Raw genomic sequence first — 16,549 nt, 5'->3', positions numbered from 1 at the left:
CCGCCAACCATAGTGTATAGTGGTTGGCAGGATGGATAACATTGCGAGATAAAACGATGATCAAACAAAGGACACTTAAACGTATTGTTCAGGCGACTGGCGTCGGTTTGCACACCGGTAAGAAGGTCACGCTGACAATGCGCCCAGCACCGGCGAATACCGGGGTCATCTATCGTCGCACTGACTTGAATCCACCGGTTGATTTTCCGGCAGATGCAAAATCTGTGCGTGATACTATGCTCTGTACTTGCCTGGTAAATGAGCATGATGTGCGAATCTCAACAGTTGAGCACCTAAACGCAGCACTTGCAGGGTTGGGTATCGATAACATTGTTATCGAAGTTGATGCGCCAGAAATTCCTATTATGGATGGTAGTGCCAGCCCGTTTGTCTTCCTGCTGCTGGATGCTGGTATTGAAGAATTGAACACATCTAAAAAATTCCTGCGAATTAAAGAGGCTGTTCGTGTGGAAGATGGCGATAAGTGGGCAGAGATGACACCTTATAATGGTTTCAGTCTGGATTTCACTATTGATTTCAATCATCCTGCGATTGATTCAAGTTCTCAGCGTTATTGCCTAGATTTCTCAGCAGACGCATTTGTTCGTCAAATCAGTCGTGCACGTACCTTTGGTTTTATGCGTGATATTGAGTACTTACAATCTAAAGGCTTGTGTTTAGGTGGTAGTTTTGATTGTGCGATTGTTGTTGATGATTATCGCGTGCTTAATGAAGATGGTTTGCGTTTTGAAGACGAATTTGTTCGCCACAAAATGTTAGATGCAATTGGTGATTTATTTATGTGTGGCTATAACATCATTGGCGCGTTTACTGCGTTCAAATCTGGTCATGCATTGAACAACAAGCTGTTGCAGGCAGTTTTGGCGCAAGAAAACGCATGGGAACTGATCACTTTCGAAGATGAAGCTGAAATGCCTCTGGCTTTTCGTGCTCCATCAGTTGTAATGGCATAGTTCTTTAGAGAGTAGCTCAATTATGATCAGTGCGTTATGCTATCAGTGGTTTTGTTTTCATTGATGTTTTTTACTCAGCGTTAGCGCTTCTTGTTGGCTGTGCTGGCACTCTCTCCGGCCAGTGCGGCCAATCGCTCCAATCTTTCCTTTAATTTTTTCGGACTGCGGCTTGCTAATATTATTAATTCCTTAGCACTTTCTTGACTTAACTGACGTACCGGTGAGATGTTGTGACTGTTACTCATTATTTTTGCGAAGCTCTGCGCACTATTATCATGTTTAACCATTAATGATGGATTAATCCTGATGTCGATCGATGACAAGGATGGTAGAATTTCACTTCTCAATGCAGAGAGTAGCGTTGGTAATTCGTAACGCAATCTGGTCATCCAACTAGCGTTTCCTGCTTCCAGTACCAGAATTTGTTTGCGATAATTGGCGACCCTGCACCACGGATGTAGTTGTGCAGGGAGTAGGCTGATGACCGCACGATTAAGTTTTAATAAGGCGACAGCACGTTGCTGGACAATATGAAGCGGGTTTTTCTCAATGGCAGCGGCGTCTTCAAAAAGAACATCTAATGATTGTGGGCGGCTATCACGCATATAAAAAGTAGATCCGGTATAACGAAGGGTTAATGAGTATTCTAAATCTTTGGCGACAATTTGGTAGACGTTATTTCTGGCCGCATCTGTTATTAGGGATGGTTGCGGCAAGTATTGGTGTTCCTACCATCTTAGTGGGTGTTACGAATAATATCTTATTACAAGCCAATACATCATCCTGTCAGTGTTGGCAAAATCAGGCTTTGTCGGCTTTTGATAACCTCTTTTCACAGCAAAATATTCAGCGTCAGTCTGCCAATAATGGAGTTAATTACTGGCAACAACATGCTGTGCGTAATATGATTCGGCATCTTTCTTTTGCTTTTTTTGTTTCCCAACCTATAAATAATGAAACAGCAAAACAAAGTATCCGGTTAAGCTCTTCCAATATTCAGCAGCTTGTGCTGGAAACTTTGAATGGACTGTTAACTCGAGAGCTTCAGCTGCCTGAACCGGTTTCAAATACGCAACTCCCGATTACCGTATCACAATCTTCTCATACTCCGGCGTTTTGGATTGCAAAAGCCCAGGGTATTCGTGCAGGTCCTTCTGCCTACCTCTGATCTTCGTTTTTTTATAAGGTTTGAATAAATAACTATTTGTTGGCTGCGAGATAACAGCCTTATCTGAGATGTAATTAACTATGCTAATTAAATTGTTAACTAAGGTTTTTGGTAGTCGTAATGATCGTACATTGCGTCGTATGCGTAAAGTAGTTGATGTAATCAACCGTATGGAGTCAGAATTTGAAAAATTGTCTGATGACGAATTAAAAGGCAAAACAGTTGAATTCCGTGCTCGTTTGGAAAAAGGTGAATCGCTGGAGAATCTGTTACCTGAAGCATTTGCAACAGTACGTGAAGCAAGTAAACGTGTGTTTGCTATGCGTCATTTCGATGTTCAGTTACTGGGTGGTATGGTTCTAAATGAGCGGTGTATTGCAGAGATGCGTACCGGTGAAGGTAAAACACTGACAGCGACTTTGCCTGCTTATTTGAACGCATTGACTGGCCGCGGTGTTCACGTAGTTACAGTGAATGATTATTTGGCACAACGTGACGCTGAAAATAACCGTCCATTGTTTGAATTTCTGGGGTTGAGTGTTGGTATCAACCTGCCAGGTATGCCAGCCCCCGCTAAACGACAGGCATATGCAGCGGATATTACCTATGGTACTAACAATGAATATGGTTTTGATTATCTTCGTGACAACATGGCATTTAGCCCAGAAGAACGTGTTCAGCGTAAACTGCATTATGCGCTGGTGGATGAAGTTGACTCTATTCTGATCGATGAAGCCCGTACTCCATTGATTATTTCTGGCCCTGCTGAAGACAGCTCTGAACTTTATATCAAAGTGAATAAACTGATTCCCAAACTGATCCGTCAGGAAAAAGAAGATTCAGATACTTTTCAGGGGGAAGGGCACTTTTCTGTTGACGAGAAGTCCCGTCAGGTTAACTTGACGGAACGTGGTTTGGTTTTGATTGAACAATTACTGGCGGAAGCTAAATTGATGGAGGAAGGTGAATCTTTGTATTCACCAACCAATATCATGTTGATGCACCATGTTACCGCTGCGCTACGTGCCCATGCTTTATTTACACGTGATGTTGATTACATCGTAAAAGATGGTGAAGTCATTATTGTTGATGAGCATACTGGTCGTACTATGCAGGGGCGCCGTTGGTCTGATGGGCTGCATCAGGCTGTTGAAGCTAAAGAGGGAGTAGAGATTCAGAATGAAAACCAAACCTTGGCTTCGATTACTTTCCAAAATTATTTCCGTCTGTATGAAAAACTGGCTGGTATGACCGGTACGGCAGATACAGAAGCGTTTGAATTCAGTTCTATTTACAAGCTCGATACCATTGTGGTGCCGACAAATCGCCCGATGATCCGTAGTGATTTGCCGGATCTGGTTTATATGACTGAAGCTGAAAAAATTGAAGCCATCATTGAAGATATCCGCGAACGTACTGGTAAAGGGCAGCCTGTATTGGTGGGGACTATTTCTATTGAAAAATCTGAATTGGTTTCCCGTGAGCTGACTAAAGCAGGTATTGAGCATAACGTACTTAATGCCAAATTTCACGCAATGGAAGCAGATATTATTGCTCAGGCTGGTCAGGTGAGTGCAGTAACTATTGCGACGAACATGGCTGGTCGTGGTACTGATATTGTGCTGGGTGGTAGTTGGCAGGCAGAAGTTGCTAAGTTGGAAGATCCAACAGAAGTTCAGGTTGAAAAGATTAAAGCGGCATGGCAGGAACACCACGATATTGTTCTAGCTGCGGGCGGGTTACATATTATTGGTACGGAGCGTCATGAATCCCGTCGTATTGATAATCAGTTACGTGGGCGTTCAGGTCGCCAAGGGGATGCGGGTTCATCACGTTTCTATTTATCAATGGAAGATTCACTGATGCGTATTTTTGCATCTGATCGTGTTACGGGTATGATGCGTAAACTTGGTATGAAACCCGGTGAGGCGATTGAGCATCCGTGGGTAACCAAGGCTATTGCCAATGCTCAGCGTAAAGTAGAAAGCCGTAACTTCGATATACGCAAGCAATTACTGGAATACGATGATGTTGCTAATGATCAGCGCCGTGCTATCTATGCTCAGCGTAACGATTTGCTGGATGTCAGTGATGTTAGCGAAACTATCAGTAGTATCCGTGAAGATGTATTTAAAACAATCATTGATGTTTATATTCCCCCTCAATCTCTGGAAGAGATGTGGGATATAGAAGGTTTGCAGCAGCGTTTAGTGGCTGATTTTGATTTGGAATTACCGATCAAAGAGTGGTTGGATAAAGAACCTGAACTACATGAAGAAACTTTACGTGAGCGTATTCTTGAACAGGCTGTTGAAATCTATAAACGTAAAGAAGAGATTGTCAGCACTGAAATGATGCGTAACTTTGAAAAAGGTATCATGTTACAGACTCTAGATATGTTGTGGAAAGAACATTTGGCTGCAATGGATTACTTGCGTCAGGGTATCCACTTACGCGGTTATGCTCAGAAAGATCCAAAACAAGAGTACAAACGTGAATCTTTCGCTATGTTTGCAAATATGTTGGAATCGCTGAAATATGAAGTGATTAGTACATTGGGCAAAGTCCAGGTAAGAATGCCAGAAGAGGTAGAGGCACTAGAACAGCAACGTCGTGTGGAAGCTGAACGTCTGGCAAGACAACAGCAATTAAGCCATGAAGTTGAAAAAGGTGCTTTGATGTCTGAAATAGAAGCTCAGATTGCTAGTGGTGTTCGTAAAGTAGGTCGTAATGATCCTTGTCCTTGTGGCGCGGGTAAAAAATATAAACATTGTCATGGGCGCTTGCAGTAATGATGAAAAGGCGGGAAACCGCCTTTTTACTGTGGGCCTTAATCTGCCTCCTTCGGAAATAGCATCTGAATATTGGTTGCTTGATAACCAAAAGAATGAATGAAGATAATAGTAATATGGAAAAGAAACACCTGCATATAGCTGCTGGAATTATTAGAAACTCACAACATGAAATTTTTATTACTCAGCGTCATGCTGACACTCATATGGGGGGATTCTGGGAATTTCCAGGCGGGAAGATCGAAAAAGGAGAAACTCCTGAACAGGCTTTGATTCGTGAACTACAGGAAGAAATTGGTATTACTGCTACTCATTATGAGTTGGTAGAAACGGTTAAACATGATTTTCCTGATAGGTTGATTACCCTTTATTTTTTCTTGGTAGGTGGATGGGAAAATGAGCCTTTTGGCAAAGAAGGCCAGCTTTCCCGGTGGGTATTACAGAAAGATTTAATTGCAGATGAATTCCCACCCGCTAATCGCAGTATTGTTGCCTTATTGACTGCTTGAATTGTAAATAGCCGCATTATAATTAACGCGGCTACTTATTATTGTTCAGGCCCTTCACTCCATTCATCACTATCGGAATTTTCACTTTGGCTTGGTATCCGTTTCTCTTCATTTGCCCATTCACCTAAGTCAATTAATTGACAGCGTTTACTGCAAAATGGTCGATATGGGCTTATTTCTCCCCAAATCACACTTTTACTGCATATTGGGCATTCAATAGTTAATAACTCAGACATGATTTCTCTCCGGATAACTAGCCTATAATCTTAGCAGCATGCCAGTTCAAATGGCAAATGGGTAGGTACGCAGCCTTTTTCACTATCCAGTGGTAAGAAACGGATGGCAAAGCGGGTCTTATGGCCAGAGATTTGAGGGAACAATAAAGGTTTTAATGGTAATCGTAATCTTAGTAAATCTGAACCCTCTGCTGTATCTTGGTGAAAACCGTTTTTACTGACTTCTGAACGAAAAGTCGCAGACTGGCGTATTAGTTCTAAAATACTTTCCAGTGCTTGTTGGAGTGGCAACAAACTATCAATCCAGAATGAAACCATTTTATCTCTTTCTGATTGCGGTAAGTGAAGCCATAAATGTAGGGTGGGTAGATCAAAACCACAACAGCCACTTGGAATACTGAGGCGCTGGCGCACCATACTAATGATTTTATCGTCTTTAAGGGATTGTCCTAATCGTGGCGCTTTGCTCAGTGCAACAGCTCGCTCTTTTAATTTTAATCTGAAATTATTGACGATATTAATATCAACATCAGGTATTTCGGCCCAGTGTTTTAATTTCGCCTGTTGGCGTTCTAATTCTTTTAATAGTTCTGAACGTACTTCACCTCGTTCTAAAACTTCAAGTAGTTCAGCAACAGTACGGAAAAAGGCAAGGCTACTTGCTAATGAGTCTAAATGGCGTTGATTGGTGAGTTGTTGCAGAGAGGACTCAATCCGCAACCATGATCGCATTTTTTCATTCAGTGGGTGCTCAAAAATAATTGTAGAAGTTGTATCACTCATCATGATTATCCTGTCAAGCTGATTCAGCTAATCTTAAATATTGTTGATGTAGTTCGGCAACACGAGGAGTAATTGCCTGTATGTTATCATGATTTGAGATAACATCATCGGCATAAGCCAGTCTCTCGCTACGGGATGCCTGTGCAGCTAAAATATTTTCGACTTGTTGGCAACTAATACCATCACGAGTAGCTACCCGGCTGATTTGTACTTCAGGTGAAACATCAACGACTAGAATCCGATCTGCCAGATGTCCCAAATTATTTTCAACTAACAATGGAATAACCCAAATCACATAAGAGGCAGTTATCTGTTCTAACTGGCGTTTGGTTTCTTGATGTATTAGAGGATGAAGGAGTTGGTTAATCCACTGTTTTTCTTGTTGATTTGTGAAAATTCTCTGGCGTAACAATGTTCGGTTAAGGCTACCATCTGGCGTTAGTATTTCATGTCCAAAGTGTTCTTTAATGGCTTGCAAAGCAGGAGTTCCAGGAGCCACGACTTCTCTGGCGATAATATCTGCATCAACAAGAGGAACACCAAGAGCTGCAAAAGCATTGGCTATAGTGGTTTTACCGCTGCCAATCCCACCTGTGAGTGCAATAATATAAGTCATCCTATCCCTTAATATTACTTGATAGTATTTTGAGATTGTAACCGAAAGGGAGGCAGATGACCTAGAGCAAAACCATGGAATTGTTTTTATTTCAAGTGAGTATTGTACCTAGCTGAAAAATTGGCAAATACATTGCGAGTAATAGTATGCCAACAATAGTAGCTATTATAATCATAAGTATTGGTTCCAGTAACTGAGCCATATTATCAGAAATTTCCAATGCTTGTTGTTGATACCAGTTAGCGAGATTTTCCAATAGTAGTTCTAGATTGCCAGACTCTTCGCCAACACTGACGAACTGTTGACACAGTGCAGGAAAGCAAGGTTGTTGTTTTAGTGCTTCGCTCATTGGTATCCCTTGATTAATTTGGGTATGTAAGAATTTAGTCGCTTTCAGAAATACAGGATGATTTATTGATGCAATAGCACTGTTTAACCCTGCGGTGAGGGTTAATCCGGCTTTTTGTGTCATAAATAGGATATGGAAAAGTTGTCCTAATTGCTGACAACTAATTAATTTTGCAATAATGGGTAAACGTAATATCAGATTTTTTTCACGGACAATCCATATTTTATGGCGCTGGCGTAATTGTAGGTAAAATAGGAACAACATTATTAATCCAATAGCGCTATAACCACCATATTGAATAATCCAGTCGGAGGCTATTAATAAACTACGGGTCAGTAAAGGAAGTTGTGTGTTAAATGAATGATAAATATGTTCAAATTCAGGCAAAACAAAAATTAGCATTAATAAAATGATAATATTGGCAACAACAATAATAATCAGAGGGTAGCGTAATGCTTTTGCTATTTTCTTCTGTAACTTATCTTGTTGCTCTTGCTGTTTAATTAATAATTGGCAGCAGATTTCTAGTTGCCCAGTTAACTCACCAACAGCAATGAGTTGATAAAATAAAGGTGGAAATAGAAATGGATAATTTTTTAGTGAAGTAGAGAATGATTCTCCTCGGGTAATTCTTTTGCTAATATCTGATAATACGCAATGCCATAATGGATTACTACATTCACGGATAAGAATGTTCAGGCAATTAAGTAATGGCATTCCTGATGATAATAATGTTGCTAATTGACGAATGAAATTCAGACGGTAGGAAACTTGTTGATGATGATAAAATATCCATTTTTCGCATTTTATATTATAAGGTTGTAATCCAATATGAATAAGTTGTTGATATAAAACTTTGCGGTTATCACATAGTGATTTTCCTTTTGATATCTCGCCTTTATTATTAACTGCTTGCCAATGATAAATATAATGAATTTTCATTGTTCTTCTTTTCCTGTAACTTGGTAAATTTCTTCTAGTGTAGTGATTCCTTGTTCTATTAATAGAATGCCAGATGAAAACAAGGTCTCTTTTCGTTGATCTATAATAGTTTTTTGTAAATTTTGAGGGTCTTGTTGTGATAATATTTGTTGGAGTTCATGTGTTATTTCCAAAAATTCATAAATAGCAGTTCGGCCATAGTAACCAGAGAAACAATGTTTGCAACCAACCGCTATCCATTGCCTGATAAATATAGAATTATTTCCGATATTAATCACTGTTTCATCTGTTTGCTGATTACGGCAATGCAGGCATAATTTCCTGACAAGTCGTTGGGCGATAATTAATTTGATACAAGAAGCCGCCATATAGCCTGAAATGCCTAGATTTTGTAGGCGAGATAATGTATCTACCGTAGAATTAGTATGTAATGTAGAAAGGACCAGATGGCCTGTTTGTGCTGCTTTTACTGATATTTCGGCTGTTTCGCTATCACGTATTTCTCCTACCATGATGACATCGGGATCTTGCCGTAATAATGCTCGTAATACTTTGGCAAAATTGAGATCAATTTTACTGTTAATTTGTGTCTGATTAATGCCATTGAGCGGGATTTCAACAGGATCTTCTACACTGCAAATATTCTTTTTGTTTTGATTCAGATATTGTAAACAACTATATAAAGTTACTGTTTTTCCGCTTCCCGTTGGGCCTGTCACTAAAATCATCCCTTGTGGTAATGTTAATTTTTGTTGTAATTGATTTAATAACTGCTCTGGGATACCTAGCTGATCCAGTGACAGTTGTCGCATTGTATTTAATATTCTGAGTACAATTTTTTCTCCGTGTATTGTTGGTAAGGTGGCCATACGGATAGCATAGTTATGACGTGTGTCATACCAATCAAATTGTCCATCTTGAGGTAGCCGTTTTTCGGCAATATTCAATTTCGCCATTATCTTAAGACGTGCGGCAATGCTGGCGTTCATTTGAGGAGATGGAGATGACAAGAGATGTAATGCACCATCAACCCGGATACGAATACGATAACCTTGTTGGAATGGTTCAAAATGAATATCAGATGCACGTCGTTGAATTGAAGTTAATAAAGTTTGATTAATAAGCTGAATGACTGGTGCATCATTTTCATCTGCATGAATATCGGTTGTAGGTGGTAATAAAGATGATTCTTCCTCTGGTAAATGGTGTAGTGAAATATTTTGGTGCAATACTGATTCAATTCGTGCCAACGGCCAAATTTCTACATTAACGATACGGCCAGAAATAAAACGTAATGCGGCTAATAGCTCATCATTGGGTAATTCGCTGCTGGCAATTGTTATAGTATTATCATCTTTTTTTATAACCACAGATTGATAACGATGACAAATATCATGGATTTCTCTTTCCATTAATGTGTTTTCTGCTGCTGAAAGCGAGTTCATTGTTATCTCCTATATATACCCTTCATCCTTCAAGTTGCTGCTTTGTTGGCTGCTTTCACTCACCCCAGTCACATAGTTATCTATGCTCTTGGGGATTCGTTCACTTGCCGCCGCGCTGCAACTCGAAATCTATTGGGTATAAATATATATTTATGAGAGTAATGAATTAAAATTCAAATATTTCCTGGCAACGGTTCTTTAATGAATTATTTGCCGATTCGCATTTATTATTCCATTTAATTGTACCTGTTTGTATATTTTGTGTCGGTTTTAATGTAACGCTGAGGTTTTTAAGGCTCTGTTGCCCTTTAATGGTAATTTCTCCATCTTTAACTGAAATGCTCTCTATATATCTGCTGTTATGGCCTTTGGGAATTGATGTTGTTCCTGTATTACAACCTTTGAAATCTTCAGTTTCAAAACTGCAAAGTTCTATACTTGATTTATAAGGCACAATAGTTTGTAGTATATCTGTTAAGGCGGCTTTCTGAATATACCCTTGGTAACTGGGAATGCCAATAGCACTTAAGATAGAAATTATGGCAATAGCCACCATAATTTCCATTAAGGTAAATCCTTGTTGTTGACTCATGTTTTTTCTCCGCGTTGTGGTATTGCGATATAGATAATGAAGGAAAGAGAAAAAAATAAAATAGGATATATAGAGATTATGGAATTGACTCGAAAAAAGATTTCTGGATTGCAATGTTTGCAAAAACATTTACGGTGGTGTTCGCAAATCTGTTGGTTATGGATTGCTAATTTACACCACCATCAATATCATTGTTAACTATTGGAAGCGCATTGATAGATCTAATGCTTTAACATGTTTGGTTAATGCTCCAACGGAAATGAAGTCAATACCTGTTTCAGCATAGCTGCGCAGGGTATTTAAGGTGATATTACCTGATACTTCTAAAGCAACTTTACCTGATGTAATAGCAACGGCTTCTTTCATCATTGGAATAGTAAAATTATCCAGCATAATAATATCAACATTGGCTTTCAGGGCCAGGATCAATTCATCCAAGGTTTCTACTTCGATTTCAACAGGAACATCAGGGTGAGAATGACGGGCTTTGTCTACAGTCTGTTTAATTGAGCCATTGGCAATAATGTGATTCTCTTTAATAAGGAAAGCATCAAATAGTCCAAGGCGGTGATTATTACCACCCCCACAAAGTACGGCATATTTTAGGGCAGTACGTAATCCTGGTAGTGTTTTACGGGTATCAAGTAACTGGGTTTTTAAGCCGGTAAGAAGGTGGACATAATGATTGACTTCTGTTGCAACGCCGGAGAGTGTTTGAATAAAGTTAAGAGCAGTGCGTTCACCGGTCAATAATACAGATGCTGGGCCTTGTAGTACACAGAGTTTTTGATTGGTAGTAATTGAGTCGCTATCTTTTACCAGCCATTCAATGGAAGTTTGATTGCCCAATTGAGTAAAGACTTCGTTCAGCCATTGCTGACCGCAGAAAATGCCATCTTCTCGAGTAATAATTATTGCGGTGGCTTGTTTATCCGCTGGAATTAACTGACCAGTAATGTCAGATGCTAAATCTGTGTTTCCGCCCAAATCTTCTTTTAAGGCAAGGGTTACACTGGCAGGAATGTCATTCTTCAAGCGTTCTATTAGAATAGCTCGGCGCTGATCTGAATCGTAATTTCGTGTCGTCATTGAAAAGCTCCAGAAATGATTGATAACAATATTGATGATGGTCTTAACATGCTACCTTGTTGTGCAGTGAACAACTACTATCTTGGTTTTGTTATCAGATTTAGGGGGGCAATAGCGGTTACATGAGGGCTGGATTGGTGGGGTCAGAAAGAACGAAGGATGGGATGAGTCATACTATCAGATGGCTTCATAAATTATCGCTCAAGATAGTTGCTCGCCGAATGCGGGAGGGGAGTCCATACATCTTTAGGGCGGTGAGCAGTCACTAAGCGCTCGTGGTATGCTGGCGTGTCCTGCTATATGGTGCAGGAAGAATGCAATGATTTCTCCATGGGGATAGAACTGATGGGAGCAGACACTCAGCCATTTACTGATAGGTAATTGAAAGCTTTGTTATTTTGACACAATGACTTATACAGGAATATCCGGATATAACAAGCATATCACTGGTCACAATGATATTGCTCCGGGAAGAAAAATAGATTCAGAACCTTATTTCGGTTAGACACATTATCAACAATTGTTGCAGGAGCAGAAAGAATGACTCTCTTTATACTGTTGTTAGTGCTAGCGTGGGAACGAGTATTTAAATTCAGCGATCATTGGCAATTGGATCACCGTCTTGAACCACTTTTTACCAACATGAAGGCTTTTTCCTTATGGAAAAGCTTGTTGATGACGTTAGCCGCTATGCTGCTTACATGGCTATTTATTACAATATTTAATGATTTTATGTTTGGAATTGTTGAACTAATTTTATGGGTGCTCATTTGTTTGCTGTGTATAGGTGCGGGAAGTTTACGGAATGATTATCGTGAATATTTTCGTACTGTTCATCAAGATGACAGGGAGCAACGAAGAGAATATCTTGCTCGTCTTGTAATCATTCATGGTTTACCAGCTGATGCTAGTAAAGAAAATAAGTTACGAGAGATGCAAAATGCTCTTCTATGGGTAAATTTTCGCTATTACTTGGCACCAATTTTTTGGCTAATCGTTGCTGGCAAATTAGGACCGGTTGCTTTGGTGGGATATTGCTTTTTAAGGTCTTATCAAGGATGGTTGGCGCAATATAGTACGCCGCTTCAGCGTGCACAGTCTGGTGTTGATCGCCTATTGCACTGGTTGGATTGGATTCCGGCTCGTCTGGCTGGCGTTGCTTATGCTTTATTAGGGCATGGTGAACGGGCTTTGCCAGCGTGGGTTGCTTCTCTTAGTGATTTGAGAACGACACAATATAAAGTCGTGTGTCAGCTTGCCCAGTTTTCATTAAGCCGTGAGCCACATCTTGATGCAATTCAAACACCTATTGCCGCAGTGACACTGGCGAAAAAGGTGACTTTTTCTATCATTGTAGTTGTTGCCTTACTGACAATTTATGGGGCATTAGTTTGATGGTTTGGCTATGCTGATTTGTTTGGCGCTCACTAGCTTAACTATCTATAAGGGAGCTATGTAAGTAGCTCCTTTTTTCTCTTTTATCAATAAATTAATAACAGTCATCAACTATGTTTACTATGGATTATATATTGCTCTGAATAATGCCCTGTTTATTTAATGATAAAAAATTATTGTAATACGATAATTTTTGAAGTACTTTAACGAAAGTTTAGTTGAGCATGTAATGGAATAACATAAGATGTGTGATAAACAGGAGTTTATGACTAACCCCAAAATCAGGCTTCTTAGCTTTCTGGCTATTATTATTGCTTGCGTTATGGCGGTTGCTGATATGGGATTCCATATTGCTTCCTGGTCATTATGGCATGATTCCACTCGCCAGGCTGTTCTTCAGGCGTATAGTGATCTGATGCCTGCATTGACTGCAAAAGGATTTAAACAGTCTTTATTAAGCCAGATACTTTATATATCTCTGGATACGATACCACGAATCATATCGACAGCTTCTTATGTATTGATTGGAATTTTGTTTTTCCGGTTTGCTAAAGGTGAAATATGGAGTGATCGTAATATCTTCGGTTCATTTATTATTGGTTTCCTGATGATTCTGGAACAACTTCTTTACCCTGTGATTAATACATTACAAGGAATGGCGTTATCTGTGGATTTAGGAAAAGGACAACGGGTATTTAGTTTCTCGCTTGGCGTTAATTCAGAATCTTTGTTTATTATTATGTTTGGTGTATTCCTTCTGATATTTAGCTTAATTATGCGTGAGTCTAAGAAGATCAGCGATGAGCAGCGTTATTTTATCTGAGAACCATCATGAGTATTATAATAAGACTGGATGTGGTCTTAGCTAAAAGGAAAGTAAAGTCTAAAGAGTTGGCGGCAATTATCGGCATTACTGAGCAAAATTTATCATTGCTGAAAAATGGTAAGATAAAAGGTATTCGTATTGATACATTGGAAAAAATTTGTAAACATTTGCAATGCCAGCCTGGAGATATACTGGAATATGTAGAAGATAAAGAGGATAACAGTTGATAAAGTCACTGGGTGTCTTTTGATATCTTGTAAGGTGGAATTTAATATTAATTAACTCATTTTAAGTGCATGAAAATACCACTTATTTCGTGTTTTTTATCTGGCTTGCTATTTCTGAGTGTTAATGGAATACTAATAAAACAGGTTTTTCCCTGTGATGAAGGTATGTTTTTTTCCATGGGAAGAGATTGTTCTGATATTCCATGGGGTGCCAGAAAGATAAAATGCATATGTAGATATTATTTAATAGAACGTAAGAAATAGCCTTTATTTATATATGGTTGCTTTTTATTTGTATTAATTTTTTTAACGTATACAGCAATTCAAGGATATTAACAATGAATAAATTGTTCATCATTTCATTATTAGTTTTTATTGTTACCGGATGTTCTACACCGAAGATGAATAGTAGTTATATTTCAGCGTGTGGTTATTCTGAATGTAATGTTAAAGATATAATTTCAGGAACCAGAGTCAAAGTAAATACTACGAATTCCACACCTAATTTTGATAAATATACACCAATTCAGGATAGACAAGTTATACAATCCGGAGGGAGACCATCTTTTGAAAAAGAAAATTATAGTGTTGGAATGTCTTTTGACTTTTAATTTCCTTGATTGTTTTATTTAATTGTAGGAATTTTTGTATGAATTTTATAAAAAGAATAGTTGTTATTCCTTTATCTATATTATTTACTGTATTAAGCGGTTGTACATCGTGGGAAAAACCAGGAGCAACTCAGTTTGATAGAGACGTAGATTATGCTGAATGTAAGGAACAGGGTTATTTCCGTTTTCCACCAGACTGGGACAGCAAAATTGTTCATTCTTATGAAACAAAACATTTCCCTTGTGAAGATAAGGATGGGAAAAAAGACAAATCTTGTGGGCATTACATCACTGTGCCAAAAGCTGAAGTTGAGCGTTGGGATAAAAATGAATCTGCAAGGCGTTGGGTAATTTCTTCCTGTATGTATAAAAAAGGGTGGCATGAAAAAACACGTTATTGGTTTTAGTATCGTGCATTTTTCCCATCAGCGGGAGTTTTGTTGAACTGTTGCTGGTGGTTCCTCACATATTTGTCATTATTCCTTCCTGATCGCAATTTTTAGCCGCTCGGTTTTACTGATTTGAGCTACATTTATAACCTAATGAGATAACAGTTGTGTTTGAAGTTAATGGCTTGTGATTGATTATTTATATTTTTAGCATAAATATGATACTTATTCCTTGCTGTAACGATTCAATATGTCTATTTATACCCTTAAAATAGGTTAAATTAGAATGTTGTCGTAGAGGATTTATTGGCCTATTAGTTATCAGGTTTTGCTAATTTTTAAAAAAATTTGTTAAAATTTGCAGGTTTTTATGATTTAGCACAAGGTCTTTATGGACAGTTGGTGAATACTTTGTTACTTTTAGGGGTCTGTGGTTTAAATTGGTATTACCAATTGACTCCGGCATAGACCGAAGCAATGTTTACCCATTAATTGCCTATCTTGATAGTAGGAATATAGTAGGAATTATGCAGGCAGTTTGAACATGAATAGTGCGCAAACCCGGAGCGTATAAAAGTAGTGTATGAGGATGACTCGCTTCATTGTCCTTCGGGTTGCACTAAAGCGCATTCAAAAGCGAGTACTTTTGTGTGAGCAATCACCCCAGGTTCAAATTTGACAAATAAAATAGCCTAATGAGATAGGTTCTAACTGGCTACAGTAAATATGGCTTATAGTAAAATCCGCCAACCAAAATTATCAGATGTCATTGAGCAACGTATTGAACATCTCATCCTTGAAGGATCTTTGCGTCCCGGAGAGAAGTTGCCACCTGAACGTGAGTTGGCGAAACAATTTGATGTGTCACGACCTTCATTGCGCGAAGCTATTCAGCGGTTGGAAGCTAAGGGCTTTCTCTTTCGCCGTCAAGGTGGCGGAACATTCGTTCAGAGTAATCTCTGGCAAAGTTTTAGTGATCCATTGGCACAATTACTGGCTGGCCATCCAGAATCTCAGTTTGATCTCCTTGAAACTCGCCATGCTTTGGAAGGTATTGCTGCCTATTACGCGGCATTACGTGGAACTGACGAAGATTTTGAACGTATTCGGGAACATCACCTTGTTATCCAACAAGCTCAACAAAGTGGTGATGTTAATGCTGAATCCGATGCGGTTCTACAATACCAACTCGTTGTCACTGAAGCTGCCCATAATGTGGTTCTCCTTCATTTATTGCGTTGTATGGCACCTATGCTGGAACAAAATATCCGGCAGAATTTTGAGTTCCTTTATACCCGTCGAGAAATGCTGACGGCTGTCAGTGATCATCGGGCAAAAATTTTTGAAGCTATAGTGACAAGACAACCGGAGAAGGCCCGAGAAGCTTCCCACCGGCATTTAGCTTTTATTGAAGATGTTTTATTGGATCTCAGCCGTGAGCATACCCGCCGCGAGCGATCATTACGGCGTCTCCAACAACATCCAGAATAAAATTAGCTATGTAGATCCTGAAGTTTGCTGCGTCTGCATGGCTAGTCGAGTCCCTTAACTGAGGGCGCTAGCGGCAACAACAGTGAGGGCCTATCTTCCGGTCATGACCGGCGGA

At 39.2% G+C, this 16,549-nt stretch carries 18 protein-coding genes; 10 read left to right on the top strand and 8 right to left on the bottom strand.

Annotated elements, in window-relative coordinates:
• The first annotated feature begins 56 nt into the window (after positions 1-56).
• Complete coding sequence (gene lpxC / locus BDD30_RS05835; RefSeq protein ID WP_012777292.1) at positions 57-974, top strand: UDP-3-O-acyl-N-acetylglucosamine deacetylase; 918 nt, start codon at positions 57-59, stop codon at positions 972-974.
• 80 nt (positions 975-1,054) lie between these two features.
• Here the strand turns inward: lpxC and BDD30_RS05830 are convergent, their stop codons facing one another.
• A complete protein-coding gene (locus tag BDD30_RS05830; RefSeq protein WP_012777293.1) occupies positions 1,055-1,579 on the bottom strand; it encodes a DUF721 domain-containing protein in 525 nt (174 codons plus the stop codon).
• A gap of 32 nt (positions 1,580-1,611) precedes the next feature.
• Here BDD30_RS05830 and secM point away from each other — a divergent pair, with 32 nt between their 5' ends.
• From secM to mutT, 3 genes are all read left to right on the top strand, one after another.
• Positions 1,612-2,142, top strand: coding sequence for a secA translation cis-regulator SecM (secM, locus tag BDD30_RS05825; protein WP_012777294.1), 531 nt, complete (start codon positions 1,612-1,614; stop codon positions 2,140-2,142).
• Between the two features lie 80 nt (positions 2,143-2,222).
• Entirely contained in the window at positions 2,223-4,934 is a 2,712-nt protein-coding gene (secA, locus tag BDD30_RS05820; RefSeq protein ID WP_012777295.1) for a preprotein translocase subunit SecA, read from the top strand.
• 116 nt (positions 4,935-5,050) lie between these two features.
• A complete protein-coding gene (mutT, locus tag BDD30_RS05815) occupies positions 5,051-5,443 on the top strand; it encodes an 8-oxo-dGTP diphosphatase MutT (protein WP_012777296.1) in 393 nt (130 codons plus the stop codon).
• A gap of 38 nt (positions 5,444-5,481) precedes the next feature.
• Here the strand turns inward: mutT and yacG are convergent, their stop codons facing one another.
• The 7 genes from yacG to nadC form a co-directional block, all read right to left on the bottom strand.
• Positions 5,482-5,679, bottom strand: a complete 198-nt coding sequence (gene yacG / locus BDD30_RS05810) for a DNA gyrase inhibitor YacG (RefSeq protein ID WP_012777297.1) — start codon at positions 5,677-5,679, stop codon at positions 5,482-5,484.
• A gap of 30 nt (positions 5,680-5,709) precedes the next feature.
• Positions 5,710-6,462 carry a cell division protein ZapD gene (zapD, locus tag BDD30_RS05805; protein WP_012777298.1) on the bottom strand — a complete coding sequence of 251 codons (753 nt, stop codon included), beginning with the start codon at positions 6,460-6,462 and terminating at the stop codon, positions 5,710-5,712.
• A 13-nt stretch (positions 6,463-6,475) separates the two neighbouring features.
• Positions 6,476-7,078: a dephospho-CoA kinase gene (gene coaE, locus BDD30_RS05800; protein ID WP_012777299.1), complete on the bottom strand. Its 603-nt coding sequence runs from the start codon at positions 7,076-7,078 to the stop codon at positions 6,476-6,478.
• Positions 7,079-7,169: 91 nt separating this feature from the next.
• Positions 7,170-8,369 carry a protein transport protein HofC gene (hofC, locus tag BDD30_RS05795; protein ID WP_012777300.1) on the bottom strand — a complete coding sequence of 400 codons (1,200 nt, stop codon included), beginning with the start codon at positions 8,367-8,369 and terminating at the stop codon, positions 7,170-7,172.
• Entirely contained in the window at positions 8,366-9,814 is a 1,449-nt protein-coding gene (gspE, locus tag BDD30_RS05790; RefSeq protein WP_012777301.1) for a type II secretion system protein GspE, read from the bottom strand. The genes hofC and gspE overlap by 4 nt, the downstream gene beginning before the upstream one ends.
• Positions 9,815-9,980: 166 nt before the next feature.
• On the bottom strand, positions 9,981-10,406 hold the full coding sequence (gene ppdD / locus BDD30_RS05785) for a prepilin peptidase-dependent pilin (RefSeq protein ID WP_012777302.1): 426 nt from the start codon (positions 10,404-10,406) through the stop codon (positions 9,981-9,983).
• Between the two features lie 198 nt (positions 10,407-10,604).
• Entirely contained in the window at positions 10,605-11,495 is an 891-nt protein-coding gene (gene nadC, locus BDD30_RS05780) for a carboxylating nicotinate-nucleotide diphosphorylase (RefSeq protein ID WP_012777303.1), read from the bottom strand.
• 540 nt (positions 11,496-12,035) lie between these two features.
• Between nadC and ampE the strand changes: the two genes are divergently transcribed.
• The 6 genes from ampE (at position 12,036) to pdhR (ending at position 16,434) form a co-directional block, all read left to right on the top strand.
• Complete coding sequence (gene ampE, locus BDD30_RS05775; protein ID WP_012777304.1) at positions 12,036-12,890, top strand: beta-lactamase regulator AmpE; 855 nt, start codon at positions 12,036-12,038, stop codon at positions 12,888-12,890.
• 265 nt (positions 12,891-13,155) lie between these two features.
• Positions 13,156-13,713 carry a hypothetical protein gene (locus tag BDD30_RS05770; protein ID WP_231849189.1) on the top strand — a complete coding sequence of 186 codons (558 nt, stop codon included), beginning with the start codon at positions 13,156-13,158 and terminating at the stop codon, positions 13,711-13,713.
• An 8-nt stretch (positions 13,714-13,721) separates the two neighbouring features.
• Entirely contained in the window at positions 13,722-13,943 is a 222-nt protein-coding gene (locus BDD30_RS05765) for a helix-turn-helix domain-containing protein (protein ID WP_012777306.1), read from the top strand.
• Positions 13,944-14,281: 338 nt separating this feature from the next.
• On the top strand, positions 14,282-14,554 hold the full coding sequence (locus BDD30_RS05760) for a hypothetical protein (RefSeq protein WP_231849190.1): 273 nt from the start codon (positions 14,282-14,284) through the stop codon (positions 14,552-14,554).
• Positions 14,555-14,592: 38 nt separating this feature from the next.
• Positions 14,593-14,961: a hypothetical protein gene (locus BDD30_RS05755; RefSeq protein WP_012777309.1), complete on the top strand. Its 369-nt coding sequence runs from the start codon at positions 14,593-14,595 to the stop codon at positions 14,959-14,961.
• Between the two features lie 708 nt (positions 14,962-15,669).
• Entirely contained in the window at positions 15,670-16,434 is a 765-nt protein-coding gene (pdhR, locus tag BDD30_RS05750; protein WP_012777310.1) for a pyruvate dehydrogenase complex transcriptional repressor PdhR, read from the top strand.
• The last annotated feature ends 115 nt before the right edge of the window (positions 16,435-16,549 follow it).

It is taken from the genome of Photorhabdus asymbiotica, assembly GCF_003634575.1.
GTDB classification, from domain to species: Bacteria; Pseudomonadota; Gammaproteobacteria; order Enterobacterales; family Enterobacteriaceae; genus Photorhabdus; species Photorhabdus asymbiotica.
The sequence above is the reverse complement of the archived record's forward strand: the minus strand, read 5'-3'. Positions and strand labels throughout refer to the sequence as shown.

Bases quoted from the DNA above. Each gene is read 5' to 3' on its own strand.
- pdhR (WP_012777310.1), top strand. From the start codon at position 15,670: ATGGCTTATAGTAAAATCCGCCAACCAAAATTATCAGATGTCATTGAG.
- BDD30_RS05755 (WP_012777309.1), top strand. From the start codon at position 14,593: ATGAATTTTATAAAAAGAATAGTTGTTATTCCTTTATCTATATTATTT.
- gspE (WP_012777301.1), bottom strand. From the start codon at position 9,814: ATGAACTCGCTTTCAGCAGCAGAAAACACATTAATGGAAAGAGAAATC.
- BDD30_RS05770 (WP_231849189.1), top strand. From the start codon at position 13,156: ATGACTAACCCCAAAATCAGGCTTCTTAGCTTTCTGGCTATTATTATT.
- zapD (WP_012777298.1), bottom strand. From the start codon at position 6,462: ATGAGTGATACAACTTCTACAATTATTTTTGAGCACCCACTGAATGAA.
- BDD30_RS05760 (WP_231849190.1), top strand. From the start codon at position 14,282: ATGAATAAATTGTTCATCATTTCATTATTAGTTTTTATTGTTACCGGA.
- hofC (WP_012777300.1), bottom strand. From the start codon at position 8,369: ATGAAAATTCATTATATTTATCATTGGCAAGCAGTTAATAATAAAGGC.
- coaE (WP_012777299.1), bottom strand. From the start codon at position 7,078: ATGACTTATATTATTGCACTCACAGGTGGGATTGGCAGCGGTAAAACC.
- mutT (WP_012777296.1), top strand. From the start codon at position 5,051: ATGGAAAAGAAACACCTGCATATAGCTGCTGGAATTATTAGAAACTCA.
- BDD30_RS05765 (WP_012777306.1), top strand. From the start codon at position 13,722: ATGAGTATTATAATAAGACTGGATGTGGTCTTAGCTAAAAGGAAAGTA.
- ppdD (WP_012777302.1), bottom strand. From the start codon at position 10,406: ATGAGTCAACAACAAGGATTTACCTTAATGGAAATTATGGTGGCTATT.
- lpxC (WP_012777292.1), top strand. From the start codon at position 57: ATGATCAAACAAAGGACACTTAAACGTATTGTTCAGGCGACTGGCGTC.
- ampE (WP_012777304.1), top strand. From the start codon at position 12,036: ATGACTCTCTTTATACTGTTGTTAGTGCTAGCGTGGGAACGAGTATTT.
- secM (WP_012777294.1), top strand. From the start codon at position 1,612: ATGAGTATTCTAAATCTTTGGCGACAATTTGGTAGACGTTATTTCTGG.
- secA (WP_012777295.1), top strand. From the start codon at position 2,223: ATGCTAATTAAATTGTTAACTAAGGTTTTTGGTAGTCGTAATGATCGT.
- nadC (WP_012777303.1), bottom strand. From the start codon at position 11,495: ATGACGACACGAAATTACGATTCAGATCAGCGCCGAGCTATTCTAATA.
- BDD30_RS05830 (WP_012777293.1), bottom strand. From the start codon at position 1,579: ATGCGTGATAGCCGCCCACAATCATTAGATGTTCTTTTTGAAGACGCC.
- yacG (WP_012777297.1), bottom strand. From the start codon at position 5,679: ATGTCTGAGTTATTAACTATTGAATGCCCAATATGCAGTAAAAGTGTG.